The following is a 25523-nucleotide window of genomic DNA, read 5'->3' as shown; positions in this document are numbered from 1 at the left end:
CATGGATGCTGCCCTGATCCGGCGGCGGCTGGCCGGTGCGGGGCGGGTTGCCGCCTGCGCCGCGGCCGCCGGCGGCGCCGCCCTGGCCTACGGGGCACTGGTAGAGCGCCATCTCTTCAGCCTGCGCGAGGAAACCCTGCCGATCCTGCCTCCGGGGCGCCGGCCGCTGAAGCTGCTGCACCTGTCGGACATCCACTTGGTACCCGGGCAGAAGCTGAAGCAGAAGTGGCTCCGGTCGCTGGCGGACACCCGGCCGGACCTGGTGGTCAATACCGGCGACAACCTCAGCCACCATCAGGCCGTTCCCCCGCTGCTGGACGCACTGGATCCGCTGCTGGAGTTTCCCGGCGTCTTCGTGCCCGGCTCCAACGACTACTACGCGCCGGTGGCGAAGAACCCCTTCACCTACTTCACCGGTCCGTCCAAGCCGCCCACTGACTACGGCTCGCGGGAGCTGCCCTGGCGGCGGATGCATTCGGCCTTCGGGAACTCCGGCTGGATCGACCTGTCCAACCGCCACCAGTCGCTGGTGGTGGACGGGCTGCGCCTGGACTTCACCGGCGTGGATGATCCGCATCTGGGCCGCGACAGATACAGCGGCTTCCCCCGCGGATCGGCCTCCGCGGACCAGGCCGCCCACCTGCGGATCGCCGTCGCCCATGCACCTTACCAGCGCGTGCTCGACTACTTCACCGACGGCGGTGCCGAGCTCATCCTCGCCGGGCACACCCACGGCGGCCAGGTCTGCGTCCCCGGCTACGGCGCCCTGGTCAGCAACTGCGACCTGCCCACCTGGCGCGCCCGCGGGCTGACCTGGTGGGAGCACGCCGGCCGCCAGGTCCCGCTGAATGTCTCGGCGGGCATCGGCACCTCCCGGATGGCCCCGGTCCGGTTCGCCTGCCGTCCGGAGGCGGTACTGCTGTCGCTGGTGGCCAAGCCTTCCTGACCGTCGGCGGCGGGCGCGTGAGGCGAGCGTCACACCTGCCCGGTTTTTGGTTTGGAAGGTTTCTCAGCTACTCTTATACAGTTGCTTTCGCAGCGAGGGACCGGAGGAAATGCCCTTCGGGACCGGGTTCACGGGGTGTGGCGCAGCTTGGTAGCGCGCGTCGTTCGGGACGACGAGGTCGCAGGTTCAAATCCTGTCACCCCGACAGTGTGGAAGGGAAAGGCCCCCCGGGGCCGGCCGGAAGGCCGGTACCGGGGGGCCTTTCCCTATGCGGGCCCAGGTTTTCCGGCCTCCGGCAATCCTCCACCCGGGCGCGCCTGCGGACGCCTGGGCCGTTGCCGCCGCACATTGACGCACCAGTAGTATGAGTGCCATGGCTACTTCGGGACGCTCGGCGATCATTGTCGGAGCAGGAATCGGCGGTCTTGCCACTGCCCTGGCACTGCAGAACACCGGCTGGAAAGTGCACATCATCGAGCGCTCCGGCTCCACGGCCGGGCCGGGCACGGGATTGTCCCTCCTGCCCAACGGCACCGCGGCCCTGGAACGGCTCGGCGTGCTGCGGGAATTCGAACGGGTCTCCGTTCCCGTCCACGGCGGCACCTTGGATCTGGACGGCCGGCCGATCATGGCATGGGACCAGGAAGAGGTCAGCAGCCGCTACGGGCGTCCCATCCGCACCGTCCACCGCGCCGATCTCATGTCGCTGCTGGCCGGGGCCCTGGCCGTCAACACCGTCCACCGCGGGCTGCCGGTGGTCCGCTTCGAGCCTGGGGCGCCCACCAGCACGGTTACGCTGGAAAACGGCGGGCAGCAGAGCGCCGAACTGGTGGTCGGGGCGGACGGGCTGCATTCAGTGGTCCGCAAGGGACTGATCGGCGGCCCGGCCCCGCGCTCTTCGGGCATCACAGCATTCCGGGCGATCTGCCCATCACCGGACCAGGGCGCGGGGAACCTCCCATGGGGCGAGACCTGGGGGCCGGGAGCGGTCTTCGGCATCACCCCGCTGAGCGGGAACCGGATCTACTGGTACGGCACCATCAGCAACGAGGAGTTCCGCACCTCGTCCCTGCCCACCCTGAAAGCCATGGCCTTGGACAGGTTCGGGCACTGGAACCAAGGCATCGCCCAGGTGATCCGGCAGACCCCTGAGGAAGCCGTCATGGCGCACGAACTCTTCGACCGCAAACCCGAGCCTGTCTGGTCCGGCCGCTCGGCCACCTTGGTGGGCGACGCGGCCCACCCCATGCTGCCCTTCCTCGGCCAGGGGGCCTGCCAGGCGCTCGAGGACGCGGTGGCCCTGGCAGATGCGCTGGCCGCCCACGGCAGCGTCCGGGAGGGTCTGCTGGCCTACGACGCCGAGCGGGTCCCCCGGACCTCCCGGATCGTCAACCGCTCCCGCACCATGGGACGGCTGGCGCAGCTGGAGCGCCCGGGGCTGCGGAAGATGCGCGACACCGTCCTGCGTCTGATTCCGCGGCAGCTGCGGCTGAAGCAGCTGGACTCGGTGCTCGGCCCGTCGGCTTCCTGAGCGGACGGGCTGCGGAAACCGCGGACAGGCTGGGGCGCTTCCCGGGACCGGAGTGAGGTCCGGCCGCCCCATTGACTTGGCGCCCGGGCGGTACTGCAATGGCTGTACGGGGACCGCCCAGGCGGCGGCACGGCAAGCACCTCGGCTGGCAGGAGGCCGGTATGAGCCTGACCGACTACGGACAGCTCGGGCTGTCCGCCGTGCTGGCCGCCGGCCTCGTGGCGCTGACGGCCTGGGCCATCGGCACCGCGCTGCGGCGGCAGGAGCGGCTGGACGCCGTGTTCTGGTACGGCTTTGCGGGGCTATGCTGCGTCGCGGCCGTGGTGCTGATCGCCGCGGTGGCCTACCCGGCGGCTGCACCGGCGCTGATCCTGCTGGTCCTGGCCTGCTCCCTCCCGGCGGTCCTGCATGTCAGCCGGCGCTGGTCCGAGACGAGCCCCTCCGGCAGGCACCGGGCCTGGCAGGAGCTGACCTCACGGCATGATGCGGCGTTGGCGCGCTGGGCCCGCTATGAACTGGACCCCGCCGGCCATCTCGAGGCTCCCGCGATCACCGATGTGAGGCGGGCCGAAACGGCGGCCATGATCCGGGCCATGCGGCACGCCGCCCAGCTGCGCCAGGCAGCCCCCGGCCCGCGCGGCCTGGGGGCGGTCCACCGCGGGGGCGCTGCCGAACTGGCGGCATACTCCCGCGCCGTGGCAGAATTCGAGCGCTGCCTCGTGGCAGCCGAGCAGGCCGCCGGGCGGGGCCGCAGCGACTCCTGACGGCTCCCCTGCGGGAGCGCCCCAATCCCTAGCGCGTCGCGCCGTCCCACTGCTCGCTTCGCCGCGTCGCGCCGTCCCGCCGCTCGCTCCGCTCGCGGCGGGACCCTTGGCGCTTGCTGGCAGCGGGGCCTCTGGAGTGGGGCGCGAGGGACCCGCTGTGGCGGCGAAGCCGACACTGCGGGAGCGCCCCAATCCCTAGCGCGTCGCACCTTCCCACTGCTCGCTTCGCTCGCAGCGGGGCCCTCGGTGCTAGCTGAACTTCCGCCCGGTCAGCCGCTCGTAGGCCTCGACATAGCGGGCCCGGGTCTTCTCCACGATCTCCTCCGGCAGTGCCGGCGGCGGTGTATCCGAGGACTTGTCCCAGCCGGATTCAGCCGAGGTCAGCCAGTCGCGGACGAACTGCTTGTCGAAGGACGCCTGCGCCCGGCCCGGCTCGTAGGTATCCGCGTCCCAGAAGCGGGAGGAGTCCGGGGTCAGCACCTCGTCGCCCAAAGTGATTTCGCCGGTGGCCGGGTTGGTGCCGAATTCCACCTTGGTGTCGGCCAGGATGATGCCCCGGGCCCGGGCCATCTCTTCGGCCCGGGTGTAGATCCGCAGCGTCAGTTCCCGCAGCCGCTCGGCGGTGCCGGCACCGACGGCGTCCACAACGGCGTCAAAGGTGATGTTCTCGTCGTGCTCGCCGACCTCTGCCTTGGCGGAGGGGGTGAAGATCGCCGGCTGCAGCCGCGAGCCGTCCACCAGGCCCTCGGGCAGCGGCAGACCGCAGACGGTGCGCGAGGCACGGTACTCGGCCAGTCCGGAGCCGGTCAGGTAGCCGCGGGCGATGCACTCGACCGGGAACATGTCCAGCTTCCGGCAGATCATGGCGCGCCCGGCGACGGCGGCCGGGACGTCGGTCGAGACCACGTGGTTGGCCACCGGGTCCGGCCCGGCGGCGAGCTGTTCGAACCACCACAGGCTCAGCTGGGTCAGCACCCGGCCCTTGTCCGGGATTTCGGTGTCGAGCACATGGTCATAGGCGCTGATCCGGTCGCTGGCCACCACCAGGATGGTGTCGTTGCGCTGGTCCAGCAGCCCCTCGGCGGCCATGTCCTCACTGTCGGTGGCCACCCGCGCGGGGACGGACGGGACGTAGAGGTCGCGGACCTTGCCCGAGTACACGTGCGTCCAGCCCGGCAGGTCCAGGTGCGGAGGTGCGAATGCCATGGCCTACTCCTTGCCTGCAGCGGCCGGGGCGCTGCCCTGCGCGGCAGGAATGCGGATTTCGCCGCGGGCGGCCTTGAGCGCGATGTCGGTGCGGTGCTGGGAGCCTTCAAGCCCGATCAGGTCCACGCCCGCGTAGGCGCGTTCGCGTGCCTGCGCCAGGTCCTGGCCGAGGGCAACGACGGCGAGCACGCGGCCGCCGGCGCTGACCACTTCACCGTCCTCCAGCCGCGTGCCGGCGTGGATCACGTGCACGTCCGGCAGCGCGTTGGCTTCCGCCAACCCGCTGATCCGGTCCCCGGTGCGCGGGGTCCCCGGGTAGTTTTCCGCGGCGACGACGACGGCGACTGCCGCCTCCTTGGCCCACTGCAGCTGTCCGGCACCGTCCAGCTCCCCCTTGGCGGCGGCCAGCAGCAGTCCCCCGAGCGGGGTCTTCAGCCGGGCCAGCACCGCCTGCGTCTCCGGGTCGCCGAAGCGGGCATTGAACTCGATCACCCGCACGCCGCGGCGGGTCACGGCCAGGCCGCAGTAGAGCACGCCGACGAACGGCGTGCCGCGGCGGGCCATCTCGCGGATGGTCGGCAGCGCCACGCGCTCCATGACCTCGTCCACGAAGCCTGCCGGCAGCCAGTCCAGCGGCGTGTAGGCGCCCATGCCTCCGGTGTTGGGGCCCTGGTCGCCGTCGAAAATCCGTTTGAAGTCCTGGGCCGGCACCAGCGGGACCGCATGCTCGCCGTCGGAAATCACGAACAGGGAGACCTCGGGCCCGTCCAGGTACTCCTCGATGACCACCTCGCCGCCGGCGTCGAAGCACGACTGCGCGTGGGCCAGGGCCGCCGCGCGGTCCTCGGTGACAACCACTCCCTTGCCCGCGGCCAGGCCATCGTCCTTGACCACGAAGGGGGCGCCGAACCGGTCCAGGGCTTCGGCCGCTTCCTGCGCATTGGAGGCCACGTGGGCCATGGCCGTGGGGACGTTGGCTGCGGCCATCACCTGCTTGGCAAACGCCTTGGAGCCTTCCAGCCGCGCCGCTTCCTTGCTGGGTCCGAAGACCGGGATACCTGCTTCACGCAGCGGATCGGCAACACCGGCAGCCAGCGGGGCTTCCGGGCCGACCACCACCAGGTCCGCCTCGAGCCGGCGGGCCAGTTCGGTCACGGCCTGGGGATCATTGGCGTCAATGCTGTGCGTGGGCACAATTTCGGCGATGCCTGCATTGCCGGGTGCCGCATGGACTTCGGTAACGTACGGATCGGCCAGCAGGGCTCGGACAATGGCGTGTTCGCGGCCTCCCGGGCCGATCACAAGAACCTTCACAACGTCTAAGCCTACTGGCTCCGCGCGCCGCCCCAGAAGTTGCTCCCCCACCCATACACTAAACCCATGCTTGAGACTTTCAGGGCCTCGGACGCTGCCGAGCTCGCCGTCGTCGAACGCAACGGCTTCATTGAGTCCCGCCATCTGGGCTCCGCCGTCGTGATGGCCGCCGACGGGTCGGTGGTCACCGAGCTCGGGGACATCACCGCCCCGATCTTCCCCCGTTCCACGCTCAAGCCGTTCCAGGCGCTGGCCGCGATGCGCTCGGGGGTCCCGCTGCGTGGGGCGCAGGTGGCCCTGGCCTGCGGCAGCCATGTGGGCTCGCGCGAGCACATGGCGGTGGCCGCCGACATGCTGCGCGCCGCGGGCATGACCAGCGAGCATCTGCAGTGTCCGCCGGCCTGGCCCGCGGACGAAGACGCCCTGACGTGGCTGATCCGTGCCGACCGCGGCAGGCAGCGGCTGGCCTTCAACTGCTCCGGCAAGCACGCAGCCTTCCTCTGGGCGTGCAAGGAGAACCGCTGGGACACCTCAACCTACCTGGAGCCGAACCACCCGATGCAGCGGATGGTCATGGAAACGGTGGAAGAGTACACCGGCGAGCGGATCAGCCATATCGCCGTGGACGGCTGCGGCGCCCCGGTGCCGGCGGTGTCCCTGCACGGACTGGCCCGCGCCGTCGGCCAGCTGGCCAAGGCGCCTGCGGACCGGCACGCGGACGCGCGCGCCGCCACCATCGCCACCGCCATGGTCGACTACCCGTGGGCCGTGCACGGCCGCGGCGAGGAAAACACCGTGGTGATGGAGGAACTGCGCATCCTGGCCAAGCTCGGCGCCGAGGGCGTGATGGTCATGGGCACCCCCACTGGCGTCTCGGTGGCAGTCAAGATCCTCGACGGCAGCCTGCGGGCCGCCTCGCTAATCGCGCTCACGCTGCTGGCTGCGGCCGGGGCCGTCGGGGCAGTGGACGTGGGGCCCGTGCTGGACCGGGTGGTCAAGCCGGTGCTCGGCCGCGGCCAGCCGGTGGGCCGGCTGCGCCTGGCTCCACCGGTGATGGCCCTGCTGGACTAGCCGTGGCGGTACGGCGGCGGGTGTCCGCGGCGGACGGCCGGGCGGCCCTCGCGGCCTGGCGAGCCGGCGGTGCCGATGGACCCGAAGGCAGGAAAACCTTGGCGGCGGCGGTGCGCTACTGCCTGGAGGAACTGGCCGAGCGCGCCCCGGGCAACAGCGTCGAGGTGCGGGTGCCCCCGTACGGGGTGGCCCAGTGCATCGAAGGTCCCCGGCACACGCGCGGCACGCCGCCGAACGTGGTGGAGTGCGACGCCGTCACCTGGCTGCAGCTGGCTACCGGCGCCCTCAGCTGGGCCGAGGCCGTGGCCGCCGGCAAGGTTGCCGCCTCCGGCCTGCGCGCCGAACTGTCCGACTGGCTGCCGCTCGTCGGCGCCGGGGACGGTCCGGCCAGCCGGTAGGGTTGAAGGCATGAGTTCAGAGCAGTCCCCCGCGCCCGGGCGCGGTGTCCCCGGGCCGGGCCTTCCCCGAAGGGAGCTCAGCGTCCGGCGCGCCCCAAAGTTCACCCCCTTCCTGGCCGCCGGCGCGGTGCTGGGCGTCGTGGCAGCTGCAGTGGTGGCACTGGCCGGCCCGGAAAACGCCGAATTCACCCGCGGCAGCATCTTCGGCTTCTTCGCCGTGCTCTTCGGCACGGCCGGCCTGCTGGCGGGCGGCATTGTGGCCCTGGTCCTGGACCGGCTGAGCGTCAGGCGTGCCGAGCTCATCCTCGCAGAGGAGACCGGCCCCGCAGAGGAAACCGGCACTGCTGAAGAGACCAGCACAGCAGCGCAGACCGGCACGGATGGCCCCGGTCCGGCCGAAGGCAGCGCCGGGCAGGCGGATCCCGACGGACCGGACGCTCCGGGGACCGCACACCGGTAGCATTCGGCGGCTCCCCGGCCGCATCGCTGGTGTTCTCGCAGATCTTCTTCCCGGCAGGAAATCCCACGGCCGCGCTCATCGCCACCTTCGGCGTGGCGTACGTGGCCCGCCCCTTCGGCGCCATCGTCTTCGGGTACCTGGGCGACCGCATCGGGCGCAAGAACACGCTCGTGCTGACCCTGGTGCTGATGGGTGCGGCGACTTTCCTGATCGGGGTACTGCCGGACTTCCGGACGGCAGGCTACCTGGCACCGGTCCTGCTGGTCGTGCTGCGCCTGATGCTGGGGCTGTCCGCCGGCGCCGAAACCGCCGGTGCCTCTGCACCGACCATGGAGAAATCCCCCCCGTCGGCCGCCGTGCCTTCTTCCCTGCGTTTGCCATGAGCGGCATCTCCGCAGGCATCGTGCCGGCCTCCCTGGTGTTCCTGCCCGTGGCCGCGATGGACGAGGCCGACCGCTTGGCCCGGGGCTGGCGGATCCCGTTCTGGCTGTCCCTGGTGGTGCTCATCGTGGCTTACCTGGTCCGCCGCTCGCTCGACGCCGGCTTCACCCCGCTGCCCGGTACCGCCCTGGTCGGGGCCGACAAGACCAACTGGGGACCGGCAGCCTGGATCGTCGCCGGCTCCTCGATCGTCGCGGTGGCCGGCGCGCTGTGGGCCCGCGAGACGTTCAGGACGCCGATCCACGACCTGGACAACCGCATCCACGGCAGCAAGTAGTTCCCGGAGAACGCCGGGCTGCCTGGAACCGGCAGCCCGGCGTTCTCCGGCCCCTCCGCGGGCATGAGACAATACTCGGGTGGTACGCGGCGACGGAAAACTTTCCCATGATCTTCTCCCCGGTGAAAAAGGCCCCCAGGACGCCTGCGGCGTATTCGGAGTCTGGGCCCCCGGCGAGGAAGTAGCAAAACTTACCTATTTCGGACTCTACGCCCTGCAGCACCGCGGGCAGGAGTCAGCCGGCATCGCCACCAGCGACGGCCAGCGCATCAATGTCTACAAGGACATGGGTCTGGTGTCCCAGGTCTTCGATGAAACGACCTTGAACACCCTCAACGGGCACATCGCCGTCGGGCACTGCCGGTATTCGACCACCGGCGGCTCCACCTGGGCCAACGCCCAGCCGACCCTGGGCGCCACCGCCGCCGGCACTGTGGCCTTGGCCCACAACGGCAACCTGACCAACTCCGCGGAACTGTACGAGAAGGTCATCGAGAAGTTCGGCAAGCCTGCACGCGGCGAGCTGGCCCAGGGCAACACCACCGACACGGCACTGGTCACGGCCCTGCTGGCCGGGGAACCCGGGCAGACGCTGGAAGAGCGGGCCATGGAGCTGCTGCCGAAGCTGCGCGGCGCCTTCTGCTTCACCTTCATGGACGAAACGACCCTCTACGCCGCCCGCGACAATGCCGGCGTGCGCCCGCTGGTGCTCGGCCGGCTCGAGCGCGGCTGGGTGGTCGCCTCCGAGACCGCCGCACTGGACATCGTGGGCGCTTCCTTCGTCCGCGAGATCGAACCCGGCGAATTCATCGCCGTCGACGAAAACGGCCTGCGGTCCCAGCGCTTCGCCGAGAAGAAGCCGGCCGGCTGCGTCTTCGAATACGTCTACCTGGCCCGCCCGGACACCTCCATCAACGGCCGCAGCATCCATGCCGCGCGCGTGGAAATGGGCCGCCGGCTGGCCCGGGAGCATCCGGTGGAGGCGGACCTGGTCATCCCCACCCCGGAATCCGGCACGCCGGCCGCCATCGGCTACGCGGAGGCCTCCGGCATCCCCTACGGCCAGGGCCTAGTCAAGAACGCCTACGTGGGCCGGACCTTCATCCAGCCGAGCCAGACCATCCGCCAGCTGGGCATCCGGCTGAAGCTGAACCCGCTGAAGGACGTGGTCCAGGGCAAGCGGCTCGTGGTGATCGACGACTCGATCGTCCGCGGCAACACGCAGCGCGCGCTCGTGCGCATGCTCCGCGAGGCCGGGGCCGCCGAGGTCCACGTGCGGATCTCCTCGCCGCCGATCAAGTGGCCGTGCTTCTACGGCATCGACTTCGCCACCCGGGCCGAGCTCATCGCCAACGGCATCGGCATCGACGACGTTCGCGCCTCGCTCGGGGCGGACACCCTGGGCTACATCTCCGAGGACGGGATGATCGAGGCCACCGAGCAGCCGCGCGAGCGCCTGTGCACGGCATGCTTCACCGGGCAGTACCCGATCGAGCTGCCGGATGCGAAGCGGCTTGGCAAGAACGTGCTCGAGCGCGGCGAACAGGTCGAACAGGACCACGGCTCCTGCGACCCGGGCCCGGACTCGGACCTGGAGAACCTGCTGACCGACGACGACAAGAAAGAACGAGTATGACCTCCCGCCCGCAGGATGCCAGCCCGATCACCTACGCCAGCGCCGGCGTCGACGTCGAAGCCGGGGACAAGGCCGTCGAATTGATGAAGGACGCGATCAAGGCGACGCACAACGCGAACGTGCTCGGCGGTGTCGGCGGCTTCGCCGGGCTCTACGACGTCTCGGCCCTGCTCACCTACCGCAAGCCGCTGCTGGCCACCTCCACGGACGGGGTGGGTACCAAGGTCGCCATCGCCCAGGCCATGGACATCCACGACACCATCGGCTTCGACCTGGTTGGCATGGTGGTGGACGACATCGTGGTGGTCGGCGCCGAGCCGCTGTACATGACCGACTACATCGCCTGCGGCAAGGTGGTTCCCGAGCGCATCGCCGACATTGTGCGCGGCATCGCCGCCGCCTGTGAGGTCGCCGGCACGGCGCTGGTAGGCGGCGAGACCGCCGAGCACCCGGGCCTGCTGGGCGAGCATGAGTACGACGTCGCGGGCGCGGCCACCGGCGTGGTGGAGGCGGACGCGCTGCTGGGCCCGGACCGGGTCCGGGACTGCGACGTGGTGATCGGCATGGCTTCCTCCGGCATCCACTCCAACGGCTACTCCCTGGTCCGCCGGGTGATCAACCACGCCGGCTGGGCGCTGGACCGGCAGGTCTCCGAACTCGGGCGCACCCTGGGCGAGGAACTGCTCGAGCCCACCCGCGTCTACGCCGCCGACTGCCTGGATCTGGCCCGGTACCTGCCCGCTGCCGGCGGCGCGGGCGTGCGCGGCTTCAGCCACGTCACCGGCGGCGGGCTGGCCGCGAACCTGGCCCGGGTGCTGCCCAAGGGCCTGATGGCCACCGTGGACCGCTCCACCTGGGAGCTGCCGCCGGTCTTCAAGCTCATCGCCGAACTGGGCGGGGTGCCGCAGCCGGACCTGGAGCGCACACTGAACCTGGGCGTGGGCATGGTGGCCATCGTGGCCGAGGAATCGGCCGACGCCGCCCTGGCACGCCTGAACGAGCGCGGCCTGCCGGCTTGGGTGATGGGCCGCGTAGGCTCCGTGGACAGCTCGCTGACCGGTCCGGACTTCGTCCAGGGCGCCAAGGGTGTCGACGGCGGCGCCGTGCACCTGGTCAACAGCTACGCCTGAACCCCCGGTCCCACCGGCTGGCCCGGCAACCCCTGCCATCGCCGGGAGGGGTTGCCGGGCCAGTTTCGTGTGAAGGGGCGTGGCAGACTGGTGGCATGGGTGCATACGTCGCCGTCGTCTTTGTCGAGCCGGTGGAAGCCGGCTTCACCTTCCCGCGCACCGCGTGGCCGCTGCATGTGACGTTGGCCCGGTTCGACACCAGGGACAGCGCCGACGCCGTGGGCGGCAGGATCGGTGCTCCGCTGTCCGCGGGCCTGGGTTTTACCGTGCGGATCGGCCAGGACGCGCGCTTCGGACGCAACGGCTCGGTCAAGGTCTCGCTGGTGGAACCCGATGCCCGGCTGCAGGCACTCCATGACGGCCTGCTCGACGCGCTCGGCCCCGACGTGCATGTGCTCAGCCCGCACCACACCCGGCAGCACTTCCGTCCGCACGTGAGCCACCAGGCCACCCGCCTGCATCCCGGGGACACCGTGGATGTGCGCCAGGTGGCCCTGGTGGACATGCGGCCCGGTGGTGACAGCAGGTTCCGCAAGGTCGTGGAAGTGTGGAACGGCCCGCTCCCCTGACGCGTCCCGGGCACCTGCCGGGGAAGGCACCCGGCAGAGCGTTGCACGGCAAAACTAAGCATGCTTAGCTTGCCTTGCGGGCGGGTCCCGGATCGCGCGGCCCGGTCTTCGAAGAGGTAGCCACGACGCCGCTTCGGCGGCCACCAGGAGGAATGATGACCGAACAGCTCACGACTCTCGAGCAGCTTCTCGACTTCAAGCTGGGCGCCGCGCTCACCATGGAGCGTGATGTGCTCAAATTGCTCGGGGAACTGGAGCAGGCAGCGCAGCACCGCCAGGTCAAGGAACTGCTGACCGAGCACGCCGGAGAAACCCGGCAGCAGGCCGGGAATGTCGAACGCTGCCTGGAAATGCTCGGGCAGGCCGGAAAGGACCAGCCCTGCCCGGTCAGCAAGGCGATGGCTGAAGAGGTCAGGTCCGTCCTCGGCCAGGCGGACAAGGGCCTGGCCGACGCCGTCATCCTCGCCGGGGCACTGGCCACCGAGCACCATGAGGTGGCGGTCTACGAGACGCTGGTCATGATGGCGAGCGTGCTCGGCGCCCGCCAGGTGGTCGAGCTCCTGGAGGAGAACCTGGGCCAGGAGGAAGCCGCACGGGACAAGGTCAAGAAGCTGGCCCTGCAGCTGGCCGAGTCCGCCGCGGGCGAGGAATAGGGAACGCCGGCTCCCGGCACCTTTGGCGGCAGCGGAACCGGCACCAGACACCGCGGCGGTGCCGGTTCCGCCCATGCTGCAGCCCCGCGACCGTCACGGCGGCATAAAGAATCCCGGGCCCGGTCACGAGTGCATAAAAACGGTTGTCCCGCCCCGGCCGCCTGCGTAGCGTGAAAAGCGGGCATCGAAGAAGGAACGGGAAACGGGCAGGCAGTGCCGGCCGCGCCACGCGCAGCCGGCGCACCGCTGCTGCCCGCCGGCGGCGGACGCAGGACGACCCAACGAAGGACAAAAGCCATGAATGCCAATACTGCCGGAGCCAGCTTTCCCAGGGGCCACCGGGGCAGGCCGGCTGCCGGCGGAAAATACCGGCTCCGCGGCATGAAACTCGGCTCGGCATTTTTCGGCTGGATGACAGCCTCGGGCATGGCCGTCCTGCTCACGGCCGCCGTGGCGGCCGTCGGCACCGCCCTGGGTACCGACGACTTCACCCCGCGCCGGCTCGCCGAACAGGCAACAGGCAGCCCGACGGGGACCGGGCTCACCAGTGCGGCCATCCTGGCCGCCGTCCTGTTTGTTGCCTACTACTGCGGCGGATACGTGGCCGGCAGGATGGCCCGCTTCGATGGCGCCAAGCAGGGCCTGGCCGTCTGGCTCTGGGCCGTCCTGATGGCCGCAGTGGTCGCCGCCCTGGCCGGCACGCGGTTCAATGTCCTGGCCAATCTGAACAGTTTTCCGCAGATTCCCGTAGACCAGGAGGCCGCCGCCGGGATCATCGCCGTGGTGGTCGCAGCACTCATCATCCTGGGCGCTGCAGTGCTCGGCGGCATCGCCGGGCAGCGCTACCATCGCAAAGTCGACCAGGCCGCAGCGAAGAGCGCTTAAACACCGCCGGCGGCGCGCCCCTCGGGGCACACCGCTGGCGGGAATAGCTCGCTCAGGGATTCGCCTGCTGGATGCGGCAGCGGCCGCGGTGCCGGCAGTTAACCGATGCGGCGACTGTCCTCGTCGTCGTCATCGTCATATTGATCCGCGTACTTGTCCTCGTATTCCGAGTAGTCCGCCTCATACGGATCCTCGGAATACTGGCTCGAAGCATGGCTTTTCGCAGCGCCGAGTTCGCGCTGGAGTGCGGAATAGTCGGTAGCCGGGCTGAAGTACTTCATGTCCCGGGCCTGCCTAGTCGCTTTTGCCTTCTGACGGCCGCGCCCCATGGCGTGACCCCCTTTTTTTGTACGTCGATCCGGAGGTGGTCGCACGGGCGAACGCGCGAGGCCCCGGAATATGGATCATTTCTGTCGTACCTATAGGGTACATGCTTTCCAACCGCGACGCGCCGCGCTCTGTTCCCGCAGCCCCCGGACGGGACAGGATCCGCGGTCGTCGGTGCAGCCGCCATGCCCGGAAAACCTGCGCCGGCGGGCCATCGTTGGCTAAAGTCTAGATGAACTTCGAATCCGGAAAGAACCGCCGGAACCATAGGCCAGGAAGGTAATTTCCCCATGAGTGAACAGTCCAGGACCGCCGGCGGAGGCAGCACGCCCGGAGGCGGCCCCGGGGCTGGGCGGCACCCGGAGGCGTCCGCGGCAGGCGGTGCCGCAGCCGGGCCGCAGAAGGATTCCGCCGACGCCGGCACGGCGCCGGCGGCCGCCCCGGGCCAGGACGCAACTCCCGGCCGGACCCCGGATCCCCAGGATGCGGCGGACGGACCGCTCCCGGCGTCGGAATGGGAACCGGCGCCCGGCAGCGGAGCGCCGCAGCCCGGCTGGTATGCCGATCCCGCCCCGGCGGCCGGCGCAACGCCCGAGCCGGAGCGGAAGCCGGACGCTGCCGGGCCGGTCCGGTGGAAGCGCTGGCTGCTTGCCGGAATCCCCGCCGTCCTGATCCTCGCTGCCATTGCCGGCATCGTCTTTAGCCTGCGCGGCGGCACGTCCTCCGCGCAGACCACGGACTCCTCCCCGGTATCGTCCAGCCCAGGTCCGGACGGGGTGATCGCCGAGGATGTCTCCCCCTTCGATTTCAAGGCCGGGGACTGCTTCGTCGATTTCGAGGCGGTGACCCGCAATGCCACGGTGGTCTCCTGCAGCACCCCGCACGCTGCCCAGATCATCGGAACCTTCTCCTACCAGCCTTCCGACACCTTCCCGGGCAAGGATGCCCTGAACGTGAAGGCGGAGGAGGTCTGCAGCGCGGTCAAACTGAACCAGGACGCGCAGAAGCACAAGGCCCTGCGCACTACCTACGGCATGCCCTCCGAGGGCACCTGGCAGGAAGGCGACCGGCGGATCGACTGCTTCGTCATCGCCGACGGCGGCAACAAATTGACCGGATCCCTGATCGGAAAGTGACCGGAAGCTGACCGGCCGCCATCCGCCGGCCGCGCAGCGGGGGCCCGCCCAAACGGACGGACCCCCGCTGTCCCCCGGCAGCCGCCGGCCGGCGGCTCCGGCTTATTTCGACCGGACCAAGAGCCCCTCGGCGGGCGCTTCGAGCGTGCCGGCCTCGCGGTCCACCAGCACGGTGTCGCCGTCGGATATCTCCCCGGCGAGCAGGCCGCGGGCCAGCCGGTCCCCGATCTCCCGCTGCACCAGCCGGCGCAGGGGACGGGCCCCGTAGGCCGGGTCGAAGCCGGTCATGGCCAGCCATTCCCGGGCCGCGTCCGTGACTTCCAGAGTCAGCCGGCGCTCGCCCAGGCGGGCGGCCAGCGCATTCACCTGCAGGTCCACGATGCGGGTCAGGTCCTCCATGCTCAACGGATCGAACATGATGACATCATCCAGGCGGTTGAGGAATTCGGGCTTGAAGCTCGAATGCACCACCGACATTACGGCGTCCCTCTTCTGCTGGTCGGACAGCGAGGGGTCCGCCAGGAACTGGCTGCCCAGGTTGGAGGTCAGCACCAGGATCACGTTGCGGAAGTCCACTGTACGGCCCTGGCCGTCGGTGAGCCGGCCGTCGTCGAGTACCTGGAGCAGGATGTCGAAGACCTCGGGATGGGCCTTCTCGACCTCATCCAGCAGGATCACCGAATAGGGCCGCCGCCGGACCGCCTCGGTCAGCTGGCCGCCTTCCTCGTAGCCCACGTATCCCGGCGGGGCACCGACCAGGCGGGAGACGGAGTGCTTCTCCGAGTACTCGCTCATGTCAATGCGCACCATGGAGCGCTCGTCGTCGAAGAGGAAGTCCGCCAGCGCCTTGGCCAGCTCGGTCTTGCCCACGCCGGTGGGGCCCAGGAACAGGAAGGAGCCGGTGGGCCGGTTCGGATCGCTGATGCCCGCCCGGGCACGCCGGACGGCATCCGAGACCGCGGCTACGGCCTTCTGCTGGCCGATCAGCCGGGAGCCGATGGCTTCCTCCATGTGCAGCAGCTTCTGGGACTCGCCCTGCAGCATCCGGCCGGCCGGGATGCCTGTCCAGGCCGAGATCACCTCGGCAATGTCCTCCGCGGTCACTTCCTCGGCCACCATCAGATCCTGCTTGTCCTGGGTCTCGGCCGCCTGTGCCGCGTCGAGCTCCTTCTGCAGGGAGGGAATCTCGCCGTAGAGGATCCGTGAAGCCTCGGCGAGGTCCCCCTCGCGCTGGGCCTTGTCCGCCAGGCTGCGCAGCTCGTCCAGCCTGGCGCGCAGTTCGCCGACCCGGTTCAGCCCGGCCTTCTCCGCCTCCCAGCGCGCGTTCAGCTCCGCCAGCTGCTCCTTCTTGTCCGCCAGGTCCGCGCGCAGCGCCTCGAGGCGTTCGCGCGAGGCCTCGTCCGTTTCGCCCTGGAGCGCCAGCTCCTCCATGGTCAGCCGGTCCACCACGCGGCGCAGCTGGTCGATCTCCTCCGGAGCGGAGTCGATTTCCATCCGCAGCCGGGAGGCGGCCTCGTCGACAAGGTCGATGGCCTTGTCCGGCAGCTGGCGGCCGGAGATGTACCGGTTGGAGAGCGTGGCGGCGGCCACCAGCGCGGAGTCCGCGATGGAGACCTTGTGGTGGGCTTCGTAGCGCTCCTTCAGGCCGCGCAGGATGCCGATGGTGTCCTCGACGCTCGGCTCGCCGACGAAGACCTGCTGGAAACGGCGCTCCAAGGCCGGATCCTTCTCGATGTTTTCGCGGTACTCGTCCAGCGTGGTGGCACCGATCATGCGCAGCTCGCCGCGGGCCAGCATGGGCTTGAGCATGTTGCCGGCATCCATGGAACCTTCGGCCGCACCTGCACCGACCACGGTGTGCAGCTCGTCGATGAAGGTAACGATCTGCCCCTCGGAATTCCTGATCTCCTCCAGGACCGCCTTGAGCCGCTCCTCGAATTCACCGCGATACTTGGCGCCGGCAACCATGGACCCCAGGTCCAGACTGATCAGGCGCTTGCCGCGCAGCGACTCGGGCACGTCCCCGGCGACGATGCGCTGGGCCAGGCCCTCGACGACGGCGGTCTTGCCGACGCCGGGCTCGCCGATCAGCACCGGGTTGTTCTTCGTCCGGCGCGAGAGCACCTGGACCACCCGGCGGATCTCGGCGTCACGGCCGATGACCGGGTCCAGCTTGCCCGCCCGGGCCATTTCGGTCAGGTCCGCGCCGAACTTCTCCAGGGCCTGGAAGGTGTTCTCCGGGTTCTCGTTGGTGACCTTGCGGTCCCCCCGCACGCCGGGCAGGACCGCCAGCAGCGCCTCATGCGAAGCACCGGCATCGCGCAGGATCCGGCCCACCGGGCCGGTGTCCGCGGACAGACCCAGCAGCAGGTGCTCGGTGGAGACGTAGGAATCCCCCAGTTTTTCCGCTTCCTCCTGGGCCGTGGAGATGACCTTGAGGAAGCTGCGCGAACCTTGGGCCTGCGCCACGGAGGATCCGGAGGTCGACGGCAGGGCCTTGATGGCCGAACTGGCCTGCACGCTGACCGCATCCGGGTCCGCCCCGGCCGCCTTGAGCACCGCCACCGCCACACCCTCGCGCTGGTCCATCAGCGCCTTGAGCAGGTGGGCAGGTTCGATCTGCGGGTTGCCGGCCGTCGAGGCGTTCATGGCCGCTGCGGACAGCGCCTCCTGGCTCTTGGTAGTGAATTTGGCGTCCAACACTAGCTCCCTTCAAGCCGGTGCCTTACAGGTTTCAAAGCAGCTAAGTTGAGTGTAGTAGACTCAGGTTTGAAAGTAAAGTTATCCACAGGTGCCGGAGGGCACCTTCTACCCATGGTGGCACCGCCGCAGCTCCCCCGGAAAGGCGCGTCCGCTGCGGGCCGTCGGCCAGAGAGCTGCCGGGGGTCCCCGTGCGCGAAGCGTGCGGGGAAGCAGCGAACGATAACGCCTCTCCCCCTCCCGCTTCTCGCTTCGCTCGGAACGGGGCCCTCGGCGGATAGCGCCTCTCCGCCTCCCGCTCCTCGCTTCGCTCGGAACGGGGCCCTCGGCGGATAGGCTTAGTGGCATGGGACCGGCCACTTGGGCTCTGCGGAGGCGGCATGGACACCAGGCTGCACACTAAGCGGCTCACGCTTCTGCGGCCGGTTCCCGAGGACCTGGAGGATATATTCCGGATCCTCTCGGACCGGCGGAACATCCCGGCCGACTGGCCTGATGCGGTGTGCTGGCGGGAGGAAGCCGAGGGTCTCTTCCAGCGCTGGGACCGGCAGTGGGAAGAGTACGACGCCGGGTGCTACACCGTGCGGCTGCGCGGCAGGGACCGGACGATCGGCTTCGCCGGCATCGCCCACATCCGGTGGGCCGGCCGGGCGGTGCTTCAACTGCACTGCCTGCTCGACCACCGCGCGCGCGGCCGGGGTTACGGACGGGAGGCGGCTACCGCCGTCGTCGAACAGGCCAACGAGTATTTCGAACTGCCGCCGGTGCTGGCCCGGGTCCGGCCGGAGGAGGCGGCAGCCGTCCATGTCCTGCGGACGCTCGGATTCGAACGAAACCCTGAACAGGGCGGGGAAGGAACCGGAAGCTACGAGGACCGGTACGTGCTCAACTGGGACAGGCAGCTCTGACGCCCCGGCCCGCCGGGCACGCTGCCGCCATCCGCTGCGCTAGCTTTCGACCTTGACGGCGGAGATCTCGAACTCGAGGGTGATCTTGTCCGACACCAGCAGGCCGCCCGAGTCCAGGGCGGTGTTCCACTTGACGCCAAACTGCTGCCGGTCGATCCGGCGGGAGCCTTCAAAACCAGCACGCAGCTGGCCGGACGGGTCCCGTTCGATGCCCGTGAACTGGATCGGGATGCCGATTTCCTTGGTGATCCCGCGGATGGTCAGGTTGCCGTTGACGATGTAACTGTCCTCTTCCACTTGGTCGATCCGGGTGCTCTCAAAGGTGATCTCCGGGTAGTTCGGTGCATCGAAGAAATCGTTGGTACGCAGGTGCTCGTCCCGCTGGGCATTGCGGGTATCGATGCTGGCGACCTTGATCTTCACACTCACCTTGGAGTTCACCGGGTTGTCGACATCGGCGTGGATGATGCCTTCAATATCGTTGAACGCTCCCCGGACCTTGGTGACCATCGCATGCCGGGTGGAAAAACCGATACGTGAGTGGGTGGGGTCGATCCGCCATTCCCCCGAGAATGCGGATGATAGTTCCGGCATGCAGGCAGCCTCCTGGATCGGGGGCCAGATACTACCGGCAAGAACAGCAGCTGACTACTACCTGACCCGGCAACTCTATAGCTGGTGGGCTATGAGGGCTATTCCAACACAATCCCGGGCACAATGCACGGTGCCGGAAGCGAAATTTTTCCCAAGTCCGAGGCGATTCCAAGGCCCCAAGGCCGGTCCGGCGGCGGCGTCATCCGCCCTACCGCGGCCCGGGGCCGCTCAATACACTGGGCCTATGGGCCCGCACGAGTTTTCCGCGTCCGTCGAGGAACTCTCCCCCAGCCAGTGCTGGGAAATCTTCCGCGAGGCCGACTTCGGCCGCCTGGCAGTGGTCATTGCGGACCATCCGGAACTCTTTCCGATCAACTATGTCGTGGACCATGGCACGGTGGTCTTCCGCACGGCACCGGGCACCAAACTCGACGGTGCCCTCTCCGGGGCCCCTGTCGCATTCGAAGTGGATGGCTTCAGTCCCTCCACGGGCCAGGCTTGGAGCGCGGTGCTGAAGGGCAGGGCCGAGCGGATGACGAGTATCGAAGACGTCCCGACCTCGGCGCTGCTCCCGCTCTTCCCCTGGCAGGGCGGCGAGAAGAACAACTTCATCCGGATTGTGCCCGGGGAAATTTCCGGGCGCCGGTTCACTGTCCCGCCCTCGGTGCGCCGCGGTCCGGGACTGGGCGATTCCCACCGCTTCCAGGTCGAGTGACGCAAGGATTGCGGCCGGAACCACGCGGACGGGCCGGCGCAGGCTGCGGGCCTCAGCGGGCCAGCCGAGGCCCGTACTGCCGGCCGTAAACCCCGTACGCGCGTTCCACCGGCACGATTTCCTTCCCCAGCGGTGTCAGCGATACCGGGATCATCTTCAGGTTGGCGATGGCCAGCGGGATGCCGATGACCGTCAGGGCTTGGGCGATGGCCGTGAGGACATGGCCGGCCGCGATCCAGATCCCGGCAACCAGCAGCCAGATGACATTGCCCAGCGCCGACATCACGGGCATCCGGCCGCCGCGGTCCACCACGGTGCGCCCGAAAGGCCACAACGCGTAGCCGGCGATCCGGAACGAGGCAATGCCGAAGGGAATGGTGACGATGAGCAGGCAGCACACAAGGCCGGCCAGGAAGTAGCCAAGTGCCAGCCAGATGCCGCCGAACACGAGCCAGATGATGTTAAGCACGGCGTTCATACCCGACATTCTGGCCTGCTCCCGGCCGCCGCGCCATCAGGGGTTTCCCTGATGGCGCGGGCAAGCCGGGCCTGGCGCGCACCTTCCCTCTGCTCGCTCCGCTCGCAGCGGGGCCCTCGGGGCTAGCGCGTCACCCCTTCCCTCTGCTCGCTTCGCTCGCAGCGGGGCCCTCGGGGCTAGCTGTCCCGGCGCGCGTTGCTTGCCGGGGCACCGGCGCGGCGGTGCCCGCGGCGCGGGGACGGCGCGGAGCCGCTGCCCCGCTGTTCGTTCCGCGCGCCCTGGGCCTGGGCGGACCGGACGGCGGGGCGTGGAGTCCGGGCGGCCGGTTCCTCCTGCCGCCCGGACCCGGCAGCGCGTCCGCGTGCCGCCTGGCCCCGTCCGGCCTGTCCCCTGCCGCTGCCGGACTGGCTTCGGGCAGCACGCTTGCGCTGGGCGTTGGCCCCGGTGGACTTGCCCTGTCCATGGTTCGCGGGCCGGCGGCTGGCTTCGATGGCGGCCCTGCGGGCCTCGGGGTCGACCTTGGCGGCGACTTCACCGACGAGCCGCGCGACCAGTCCGGAACCGGAGGAGGCTTCCTCGAAGGCCACGTCGACGCCGGCAGCCTTCATCATCTTGCCGACTTCGTGCTTCTGCTCCGGCGTCGCCACGGTCACCACCGTGCCGTCGGAGCCGGCACGTGCGGTGCGGCCGGAACGATGCAGGTAGGCCTTGTGCTCCGTGGGCGGATCCACGTGGACTACCAGCTCGACCTCGTCCACGTGGACACCGCGGGCGGCGACGTCGGTAGCGACCAGCACGCGCACCTCCCCGGAGGAGAATTCGGCCAGGTTGCGGTCGCGGGCATTCTGCGAGAGGTTCCCGTGCAGGTCCACCGCCGGGATGCCGGCATCGGTCAGGGTCTTGGCCAGCTTCCGGGCCTGGTGCTTGGTCCGGGTGAACAGCACCCGGCGGCCCTGGCCTGAGGCCAGGGTCTTGACCAGGTGGCGCTTACCGGCCTGGTCCGGCACTACGAGCACGTGGTGTTCCATGGTCGTGACCGCAGCCTGCGGATCGTCCACGGAATGGGTCAGCGGGTCGGACAGGAACCGCCGGACCAGCTTGTCCACGCCATTGTCCAAGGTGGCGGAGAAGAGCATGCGCTGACCCTGCTCCGGCGTGCTGGCCAGCAGCCGCTGCACCACCGGCAGGAAGCCCAGGTCCGCCATATGGTCGGCCTCGTCGAGCACGGTGATTTCCACGGCCTCGAGCGTGAGGACCTTCTGCCTCATCAGGTCCTCGAGGCGGCCGGGGCAGGCCACGACAATATCGACGCCGGCGCGCAGCGCCTTTTCCTGGCGCTGCTGCGGCACGCCGCCGTAGACCACCGTCGTGTTCAGGCCCAACGCGCCGGCCAGCGGTTCGATGACGGCGTTGATCTGCGTGGCCAGCTCGCGGGTCGGGGCCAGGACCAGTCCCAGCGGGCGCCCGGGCCGGCGGCGGCGGGCGGCCTCCCGCTGCGCCAGCCGCGAGACCAGCGGCAGGGAAAACGCCAGGGTCTTGCCGGAGCCGGTGCGGCCGCGGCCGAGCACGTCGCGGCCTGCGAGCGTGTCCGGAAGGGTTTCGGACTGGATGGGGAAGGGATCGGTAATGCCGGCGGCGGCCAGCGAAGCAACGAGGGGCTTGGAGACGCCGAGCTCGGCAAAGGAGCGCACGGCAGCAGAAACAGTCATAGTTCCGGGAAAAACTTTCGGTCAGTGGCCCCGGTACCGGTATGGCCCAGGGGTCGCCGAAGAAAAGCCAGACAGCGTCAACCGCGTGGTTCCCGGCGGCACGGGTGCGCGGAACCGGATCTGCGGGAGAAGTTTGCATGCGTTCATCGACGCAGGGAACATCCCCGGCAAAGCACCGGATGATGTTCCAAGTAGAGCCATTCTACCAGTGCATGCCGCGGGAACCGTGCCCGGGCCCGGCGGCCCCCGCCTGTCCGGGCCCGTACTCGATACCCTAGTAGGGATGACTACAGCCTCCAGCACCCCCGGCCGGCCCTCCGGCGCCCTTCCCGACGGCAGCCTCGGCGAGCTTGCCGACGATGCCGCGCCGGCAGCAGAACACCACCGCCGGCCGCTCAGCTTTGTCCGCCGCGGCTCGCGGCTGCAGGGGCGCCGGCAGCAGGCCTGGGACCAGTACGCTGCCGACTTCGTGCTCGATGTCCCCCGCCGCGAAGCCGACACGTCGGTGGACCCGGACTTTGTCTTCGACCCCGAGGCCGCTTTCGGCCGGAAGGCACCGCTCGTCGTCGAAATCGGTTCCGGGCTCGGCGAGGCCGTCTGCCACGCGGCAGCGCAGCATCCGGACTGGAACTTCCTCGCGGTCGAGGTCTACCGGCCCGGGCTGGCGCAGACCCTGCTGCGGATCGGGCAGAAGGGCCTGGCCAATGTCCGGGTGGTCCAGGCCAACGCCGCGGAGGTCCTCGCCACCATGCTGCCGCCGGGGTCCGTGGCCGAGCTGTGGGTCTTCTTCCCCGACCCCTGGCACAAGACCCGGCACATCAAGCGCCGCCTGGTCCAGGACAGCTTTGCCGCGGCGGCCGCGCGGGTCCTGCAGCCGGGCGGCCTGTGGCGGCTGGCCACCGACTGGTCTTCCTACGCCATCCAGATGCGCGAGGTGGGGCAGGCAGCCGCGGAGTTCGAGAACGTGCACGAGGGCGAGCGCGCCGGGTCGGACAGCCCGCTGACCCGGGTCTGGGCCAGCGGCGTCGAACAACTGGTCGGCGGGGCCCCGGTGCGCGACGGCCGGGCCCCGGTCAGCACCGGCAATGCCAGCGCGGACGGCGGCGTGGACACGGTCGGCGGCTGGGCCCCGCGGTTCGAGGGCCGGGCCCTGACCAGCTTCGAGCAGAAGGCGCACAAGGCCGGGCGCGGGATCTTCGATCTGACGTTCCGGCGCCGCTAGGGATTGGGACGCTCCCCCGGTTCAGCCGTGCATGTAGACGGCGGCGACCGGGGTGTCGCGCCAGTTGCGGATCTCGACGCAGGTGATGTCCTCGGGCATTGTCGCGGTGGCAGCGACCAGCCTGACCTTCCCCGTCGGCGTCGCCTGCCAGGTGGCCACTTGCCAGTCCATGCCGGTGCGGTCAGTCAGCCACAGGGAGAGCACCCCCTCTTCCGGCAGCCTCGTGCCGTCCACGGCCAGTTCGGTGCCCCACGCCTTGTGGACCAGGTCCAGCTCAACCTGCAGGCCGGAGGAAGCGGTCATCGTGTAGTTCTCCGTCTCCTGCCGCGGGCTCAGCAGCACCGGCCCAACCGCTGCGCCGATAACCAGGCACGCCGCGGCGACACCGGCCACCAGGGCCGCCATCCGCCGGCGCAGGCGCCGGCGGCGCCGGGCCAGTTCCGCCATCAGGGAACGGGCGGCCTCCTGCACCTGTTCGGGCCCGGGGGCGGCCAGCGCCATGGCCTCATCTTCCGTCAGGCCCGCGAGCGCGGCCGGCAGCGACCGGAGTCCGGCCAGTTCGGCACGGCAGTCGGCGCACGCGGCCAGATGCTGCTCAAGCAGCAACCGTTCGCCCTCGTCGATCCCGCCCAGAACGTAGACCCCCAGCAGCAGGCGCAGGTCCCCATGGCTGTCCGTCATGGTGCAACCCCCATCTCGTCCAGCACGGCCCGCAGCGCCTTCGCGGCGTAGAAGGCACGGGATTTCACCGTTCCCAGCGGGATATTGAGCACTTTGGCCGCATCTGCGGCTGTCAGCCGCTGGTAGTGCAGGGCCAGGATCACATTGCGGTGTTCGGCACTGAGCCGTCCCAGCGCCTCCTCCATGAGGACCCGGAGCAGCAGCTTGTCCACCTGGTCGGGCGCGGCCGGGTCGTCGTCCGGAAAGCCCGTTGCCTGGATCCGCCGCGCCCGCCTGCGGTACTCGTCGATGATGACGTGCCGCGCCGTCTGGTACAGGTAGCCGCGCAGGTTCCCCGGATCGGCCCCGCGGCGCCACACCCGCAGGATGGTTTCCTGCACCACGTCCTCGGCCTGGTCCGGGTTGGCCATGGCGGCCAGCACAAAGCGCCGCAGGGCCACCGCGTGGTCACGGTACAACTGCGCGACGGCTTCATCCTCCATGGGCATTGGCGACCTCCTGGCCCGCAGTCCGCCGGCAGCGCCGGGAACCGCATCCAACAATAAGGACGCACACACCATGGGAAAAGGTTCAGCGCCCCGCGGCCAGTACACCCGGGTCCGCTTGGAACTTCCGTGGGAGGCAACCGCACGGGCTGTCCGGACGGCCGCGGTGGAAACACCGGAGGGGAAACCGTCGCCGGCTGAACCATTGCGGCCCGGTCCGGCGTCTTTGCAGGTAGCGGCCCGCATCCGGTGGATCGCGTGCCCGGTACCATCCGGCTGACGGTAAGGAACACCTCATGAAGCTCACATTCAGCGCCGCGGCAGCCCTGCTGGCGGCAGGCCTCCTGGGACTCACCGGCTGCGGGGCCGGCGACAACACGGCGACAGCGCCGGAACCCGAATCCGTGGCTCCGGCCCCGCCGACACCGTCGGTGCCCCAGACACCGTTGGCGCCGGAACCGCAGGGCGGGGCCGAGCTCAAGGTCGCCGATTCGGACCTCGGCGAGATCGTCGTGGATTCCCGAGGGATGACCGTCTACTACTTCACCAAGGACGTCAAGGATTCGGGCAAGAGCAACTGCACCGGGGAGTGCATAGCGGCCTGGCCGCCGGTACTGACCGAGAGCGACAACCCCAAGGTGGAGGGCATCACGGCAACCATCGGCACCATTACGACGCCGGAGGGCAGGAAGCAGATCACCATTGACGGCATGCCGATCTACTACTGGGTCAAGGACAAGGCACCCGGCGACACCACCGGCCAAGGCGTGAACGACGTGTGGTACGTCGTGGCACCCGACGGGGAGATGGTCAGGAAGTAGCCGCTTCCCCAGGTCCTGCGGCCGTCCGCGCGACGCCCCCTCTCACCGGATGGCCGCAGCTGCGCCCGGCGGCGACCGGCGACTTCTCCTGCACAGTCCGGCCGGCGCCGGATTCGTGCACACCGGTGCGCCGTCCGGGTCCGTCCGGGTCTCCGCCGGCCTAGGTTGGGGTCATGGCACAGCACATCAGTATCACGCAACTGCCCGCATCCAGCAGGCCGCGGGAACGCCTGCAGCGGGTGGGCCTGCAGAAACTGCGCGATGCCGAACTGCTGGCGCTGCTTATCGGGACCGGCACCCGGACGGCGAGCAGCCTGGAACTGGGCCGGCTGATCCTCAAACGGCTGGGCGGCCCACCGGGCGTCTGCGCGGCCGGACCTGCCGAACTGCAGGAGATCCCCGGGGTGGGCCCGGCGCTCGCGGCACGGATCGCTGCCGCCATGGAGCTGGCACGCCGGGGCTGAAC

Annotated in this window: 28 protein-coding genes and 1 tRNA gene; 20 read left to right on the top strand and 9 right to left on the bottom strand. The window is 69.7% G+C overall.

Going from position 1 to position 25523, the window contains the following annotated elements:
- Position 1 precedes the first annotated feature (1 nt).
- The 4 genes from HGG74_RS12115 (at position 2) to HGG74_RS12100 (ending at position 3241) form a co-directional block, all read left to right on the top strand.
- Positions 2 to 946: a metallophosphoesterase gene (locus tag HGG74_RS12115; RefSeq protein ID WP_168486645.1), complete on the top strand. Its 945-nt coding sequence runs from the start codon at positions 2 to 4 to the stop codon at positions 944 to 946.
- Positions 947 to 1077: 131 nt separating this feature from the next.
- Positions 1078 to 1151: transfer RNA gene (locus tag HGG74_RS12110), tRNA-Pro, on the top strand.
- Between the two features lie 168 nt (positions 1152 to 1319).
- Positions 1320 to 2477: an FAD-dependent monooxygenase gene (locus HGG74_RS12105; protein WP_168486642.1), complete on the top strand. Its 1158-nt coding sequence runs from the start codon at positions 1320 to 1322 to the stop codon at positions 2475 to 2477.
- A 161-nt stretch (positions 2478 to 2638) separates the two neighbouring features.
- Positions 2639 to 3241: a hypothetical protein gene (locus HGG74_RS12100; protein ID WP_168486640.1), complete on the top strand. Its 603-nt coding sequence runs from the start codon at positions 2639 to 2641 to the stop codon at positions 3239 to 3241.
- A gap of 249 nt (positions 3242 to 3490) precedes the next feature.
- On the opposite strand, the gene HGG74_RS12095 is transcribed toward HGG74_RS12100, so the two are convergent.
- Together HGG74_RS12095 and purD are read right to left on the bottom strand one after the other, a co-directional pair.
- The gene (locus HGG74_RS12095) at positions 3491 to 4447 is read right to left on the bottom strand and encodes a phosphoribosylaminoimidazolesuccinocarboxamide synthase (RefSeq protein ID WP_168486639.1); all 957 of its coding nucleotides are present in this window, start codon (positions 4445 to 4447) and stop codon (positions 3491 to 3493) included.
- Positions 4448 to 4450: 3 nt separating this feature from the next.
- Positions 4451 to 5761 (bottom strand): phosphoribosylamine--glycine ligase, encoded by a 1311-nt coding sequence (gene purD, locus HGG74_RS12090; protein WP_168486637.1) that lies wholly within the window; start codon positions 5759 to 5761, stop codon positions 4451 to 4453.
- A gap of 66 nt (positions 5762 to 5827) precedes the next feature.
- Between purD and HGG74_RS12085 the strand changes: the two genes are divergently transcribed.
- The 10 genes from HGG74_RS12085 to HGG74_RS12045 all read left to right on the top strand — a co-directional run bounded on the left by HGG74_RS12085 (position 5828) and on the right by HGG74_RS12045 (position 13281).
- The gene (locus tag HGG74_RS12085; protein WP_168486635.1) at positions 5828 to 6832 is read left to right on the top strand and encodes an asparaginase; all 1005 of its coding nucleotides are present in this window, start codon (positions 5828 to 5830) and stop codon (positions 6830 to 6832) included.
- Between the two features lie 2 nt (positions 6833 to 6834).
- Positions 6835 to 7230 carry a sterol carrier family protein gene (locus tag HGG74_RS12080; RefSeq protein ID WP_168486633.1) on the top strand — a complete coding sequence of 132 codons (396 nt, stop codon included), beginning with the start codon at positions 6835 to 6837 and terminating at the stop codon, positions 7228 to 7230.
- A gap of 10 nt (positions 7231 to 7240) precedes the next feature.
- Complete coding sequence (locus HGG74_RS21170) at positions 7241 to 7690, top strand: hypothetical protein (RefSeq protein WP_205761784.1); 450 nt, start codon at positions 7241 to 7243, stop codon at positions 7688 to 7690.
- Positions 7691 to 7719: 29 nt separating this feature from the next.
- Positions 7720 to 8073, top strand: a complete 354-nt coding sequence (locus HGG74_RS21595) for an MFS transporter (RefSeq protein WP_312856830.1) — start codon at positions 7720 to 7722, stop codon at positions 8071 to 8073.
- Positions 8070 to 8408 carry a hypothetical protein gene (locus HGG74_RS21590; RefSeq protein WP_246262852.1) on the top strand — a complete coding sequence of 113 codons (339 nt, stop codon included), beginning with the start codon at positions 8070 to 8072 and terminating at the stop codon, positions 8406 to 8408. The genes HGG74_RS21595 and HGG74_RS21590 overlap by 4 nt, the downstream gene beginning before the upstream one ends.
- Positions 8409 to 8487: 79 nt before the next feature.
- Complete coding sequence (gene purF, locus HGG74_RS12065) at positions 8488 to 10044, top strand: amidophosphoribosyltransferase (protein WP_168486631.1); 1557 nt, start codon at positions 8488 to 8490, stop codon at positions 10042 to 10044.
- Positions 10041 to 11174, top strand: coding sequence for a phosphoribosylformylglycinamidine cyclo-ligase (gene purM / locus HGG74_RS12060; RefSeq protein WP_168486629.1), 1134 nt, complete (start codon positions 10041 to 10043; stop codon positions 11172 to 11174). Before purF ends, purM begins: the two co-directional genes overlap by 4 nt.
- Before the next feature lie 95 nt (positions 11175 to 11269).
- Positions 11270 to 11743 (top strand): 2'-5' RNA ligase family protein, encoded by a 474-nt coding sequence (locus HGG74_RS12055; protein WP_168486627.1) that lies wholly within the window; start codon positions 11270 to 11272, stop codon positions 11741 to 11743.
- Positions 11744 to 11898: 155 nt separating this feature from the next.
- A complete protein-coding gene (locus HGG74_RS12050; RefSeq protein ID WP_168486625.1) occupies positions 11899 to 12396 on the top strand; it encodes a YciE/YciF ferroxidase family protein in 498 nt (165 codons plus the stop codon).
- 297 nt (positions 12397 to 12693) lie between these two features.
- Entirely contained in the window at positions 12694 to 13281 is a 588-nt protein-coding gene (locus HGG74_RS12045) for a hypothetical protein (RefSeq protein ID WP_168486623.1), read from the top strand.
- Positions 13282 to 13379: 98 nt separating this feature from the next.
- Here HGG74_RS12045 and HGG74_RS12040 read toward each other — a convergent pair whose 3' ends face one another.
- A complete protein-coding gene (locus tag HGG74_RS12040; protein WP_168486621.1) occupies positions 13380 to 13610 on the bottom strand; it encodes a DUF3073 domain-containing protein in 231 nt (76 codons plus the stop codon).
- A 288-nt stretch (positions 13611 to 13898) separates the two neighbouring features.
- Between HGG74_RS12040 and HGG74_RS12035 the strand changes: the two genes are divergently transcribed.
- Positions 13899 to 14744, top strand: a complete 846-nt coding sequence (locus tag HGG74_RS12035; protein ID WP_168486683.1) for a septum formation family protein — start codon at positions 13899 to 13901, stop codon at positions 14742 to 14744.
- A 102-nt stretch (positions 14745 to 14846) separates the two neighbouring features.
- On the opposite strand, the gene clpB is transcribed toward HGG74_RS12035, so the two are convergent.
- Positions 14847 to 17444, bottom strand: a complete 2598-nt coding sequence (clpB, locus tag HGG74_RS12030; RefSeq protein WP_168486619.1) for an ATP-dependent chaperone ClpB — start codon at positions 17442 to 17444, stop codon at positions 14847 to 14849.
- A gap of 380 nt (positions 17445 to 17824) precedes the next feature.
- Here clpB and HGG74_RS12025 point away from each other — a divergent pair, with 380 nt between their 5' ends.
- Positions 17825 to 18352, top strand: coding sequence for a GNAT family N-acetyltransferase (locus HGG74_RS12025; RefSeq protein ID WP_168486617.1), 528 nt, complete (start codon positions 17825 to 17827; stop codon positions 18350 to 18352).
- A gap of 39 nt (positions 18353 to 18391) precedes the next feature.
- On the opposite strand, the gene HGG74_RS12020 is transcribed toward HGG74_RS12025, so the two are convergent.
- Positions 18392 to 18946 carry a YceI family protein gene (locus HGG74_RS12020; protein WP_168486616.1) on the bottom strand — a complete coding sequence of 185 codons (555 nt, stop codon included), beginning with the start codon at positions 18944 to 18946 and terminating at the stop codon, positions 18392 to 18394.
- A gap of 244 nt (positions 18947 to 19190) precedes the next feature.
- On the opposite strand from HGG74_RS12020, the gene HGG74_RS12015 reads away from it, so the two are divergent.
- Complete coding sequence (locus HGG74_RS12015; RefSeq protein ID WP_168486614.1) at positions 19191 to 19661, top strand: pyridoxamine 5'-phosphate oxidase family protein; 471 nt, start codon at positions 19191 to 19193, stop codon at positions 19659 to 19661.
- 52 nt (positions 19662 to 19713) lie between these two features.
- Here the strand turns inward: HGG74_RS12015 and HGG74_RS12010 are convergent, their stop codons facing one another.
- Together HGG74_RS12010 and HGG74_RS12005 are read right to left on the bottom strand one after the other, a co-directional pair.
- Positions 19714 to 20139, bottom strand: coding sequence for a YccF domain-containing protein (locus HGG74_RS12010; RefSeq protein WP_168486612.1), 426 nt, complete (start codon positions 20137 to 20139; stop codon positions 19714 to 19716).
- Between the two features lie 176 nt (positions 20140 to 20315).
- Positions 20316 to 21848, bottom strand: coding sequence for a DEAD/DEAH box helicase (locus HGG74_RS12005; protein WP_168486610.1), 1533 nt, complete (start codon positions 21846 to 21848; stop codon positions 20316 to 20318).
- A gap of 283 nt (positions 21849 to 22131) precedes the next feature.
- Here HGG74_RS12005 and trmB point away from each other — a divergent pair, with 283 nt between their 5' ends.
- Positions 22132 to 23070, top strand: coding sequence for a tRNA (guanosine(46)-N7)-methyltransferase TrmB (trmB, locus tag HGG74_RS12000; protein ID WP_168486608.1), 939 nt, complete (start codon positions 22132 to 22134; stop codon positions 23068 to 23070).
- 21 nt (positions 23071 to 23091) lie between these two features.
- Here trmB and HGG74_RS11995 read toward each other — a convergent pair whose 3' ends face one another.
- Together HGG74_RS11995 and HGG74_RS11990 are read right to left on the bottom strand one after the other, a co-directional pair.
- A complete protein-coding gene (locus HGG74_RS11995) occupies positions 23092 to 23751 on the bottom strand; it encodes a zf-HC2 domain-containing protein (RefSeq protein WP_168486606.1) in 660 nt (219 codons plus the stop codon).
- Positions 23748 to 24239, bottom strand: coding sequence for a sigma-70 family RNA polymerase sigma factor (locus HGG74_RS11990; protein WP_168486604.1), 492 nt, complete (start codon positions 24237 to 24239; stop codon positions 23748 to 23750). The genes HGG74_RS11995 and HGG74_RS11990 overlap by 4 nt, the downstream gene beginning before the upstream one ends.
- 293 nt (positions 24240 to 24532) lie before the next feature.
- Here HGG74_RS11990 and HGG74_RS11985 point away from each other — a divergent pair, with 293 nt between their 5' ends.
- A complete protein-coding gene (locus HGG74_RS11985; protein WP_168486602.1) occupies positions 24533 to 25057 on the top strand; it encodes a COG4315 family predicted lipoprotein in 525 nt (174 codons plus the stop codon).
- 173 nt (positions 25058 to 25230) lie between these two features.
- A complete protein-coding gene (locus HGG74_RS11980; RefSeq protein ID WP_168486600.1) occupies positions 25231 to 25521 on the top strand; it encodes a UPF0758 domain-containing protein in 291 nt (96 codons plus the stop codon).
- Positions 25522 to 25523 lie beyond the last annotated feature (2 nt).

It is taken from the genome of Arthrobacter mobilis (assembly GCF_012395835.1).
Classification (GTDB): domain Bacteria; phylum Actinomycetota; class Actinomycetes; order Actinomycetales; family Micrococcaceae; genus Crystallibacter; species Crystallibacter mobilis.
This window is presented reverse-complemented; position numbering and strand designations above follow the sequence as displayed.